1 protein-coding gene and 1 pseudogene are annotated in these 1703 nt (G+C 65.6%); both read right to left on the minus strand.

Annotated elements, in window-relative coordinates; translation table 11 throughout:
* On the minus strand, positions 1-1352 hold a 1352-nt coding region (locus tag CTA01S_RS16060), incomplete at its 3' end, for a hypothetical protein (protein WP_062196850.1).
* Positions 1349-1703: pseudogene (locus CTA01S_RS16790) on the minus strand (hypothetical protein); the annotation flags it as partial. The pseudogene CTA01S_RS16790 and the gene CTA01S_RS16060, both read right to left, overlap by 4 nt.

A 1703-nucleotide genomic window follows, 5' to 3' on the forward strand; every position in this document is an offset into this window, starting at 1 on the left:
GGGTTCACCACGATCTGCTCGGCCCCGCCGTCGAGCCAGAACAGGTTGCCCTGATCGTCGGCTTTGACGGGAGTGCCGTTTCGATCTTTGAGTTCTTGCGACGCGGTTGTCCCCCGCCACACGCGCAAGCCTTCACCTGGCGGCACGGTGTAAGTCACAAACTCACCATTGTGGTTCCAGTGGCGCCACACGGCGAAGCGCTGACGCCACTCGGGCTTGCTGAGCAGCTTGGCGAATTCTTCGCGGGTCATCCAGCACAGGCTGTTGTCGTTGCTCTTGGGGTCCAGCACCCGGTACAGCACCGTGCCCGGCGGCAGCACGTCGGGACGCACGGTGTGGAAGGTTTGGAAGGCTTCTCTGAGCAGTCCAGGTGCCTTCTTGCCGATATCGAAATGCCCGAGGGGGACTTCAGGGGCTTCTTGCAGGGGTGTGTATTTGGCCTTCTTCCCCACCGTCACCCACTTTGGTCGGCTCTTGCGCAACGCCTCGATCTCGGCATCCAGGCTGAAGCGGTGGAAGTGGTGGGGGTTGACGGCATTGGTCTGCGCTCGGTAGTTCAGGCGGTGCTCGACGTCCAGCCGCTGCGCCAAGCGGTTGAGCCAGTTCTGTACCGGCTGGACCGCCTGGGCCAGGGCGCGGTCGGCCTTGCGGCGAACCTCGTCGAGCATCTGCAGGGTCTGCTGGGCGTGGCGCGCCAGGTCTGAGCCACCCCAGCGCTGCACCATGCCCAGCAATTGGCGCGCGGGGCTGAGCGCACTGTCCATGACGGCGGTCAGTTGGCTGACCTGCAGTTGGGCTGCGACTTTGCGCGTTTGCTGGGCCAGGTAGCGGTACGGCTGATCGATGCGCAGGGCCGACAGTGCCCGGCGCACCTCAGGGCGGGCGAGGTGGTCGTTGAGCTTGGCGATGCCATGTTCGACGTAGGGCCGCGTGGCCTGCCACAGGTCGCTGTCCAGCGCGGCGCGGCCGGCGTTGAAGACCGCCTTGCGCCCGTACGCGAACAGGATCTTCAGGCAGCCCTTGACCAGGCTGCCCAGGGTCGGGAACAGGCCGATCAGGGTGAGCACCAAGGCCACCCAGGCCCATTGGTTGGTGCGGTCCTCGTGGATCTTCTTGCAGTTGGCGATGAGGTCACGCACGTCGCAGACCTGATCCACCAGAGGGATCATCGAGATCACCGTCCCGGTGACCACCTGGGCGGTGGTCTGCTCCTCGGCAAAATCGCCTTGCAGCACCACCCAGATCCATTCGGCCGCGGCACTGAGGTCTTGCTTGGCGCTTTGTAGCCACCGTGCCGGCGCGGACCGGAACCATGCCAGTGCGTTATCCAGCTCTTCCCAGGTGGCGCTCATGGCTGGCCTCCGAGCTTGGACTGTGCTGCGGCCACCAGGTCGCTCAGCGCGGGCCATGGCTTGTCGGGTTGTGGCTGGCGAGGCTCGTATTCGACGTGCAGCGCCCGCGCAGGCACGTTTTCGTGCCATGCGCGGCCTTGTGCATCGAGCTGTCCGCTGACGACCACATGGCCCTCGAAGAAGATCTTGTAGCTCTGCCCGGCCATGGGTTCGCCGTCCGGCCCCGAGTGGCCAATGGCGATCCAATTGGGGGGGCGATCGAGCGCCCCCTCAGGCAAATGCGGCAGCTGCGCCGCCGCACTGCTGCCCCCGCCCCAATCATGCGTGGCTGCCTGCACGGTGAAGGTGCCT

Source organism: Caldimonas taiwanensis NBRC 104434, from assembly GCF_001592165.1.
GTDB classification, from domain to species: Bacteria; Pseudomonadota; Gammaproteobacteria; order Burkholderiales; family Burkholderiaceae_C; genus Caldimonas; species Caldimonas manganoxidans.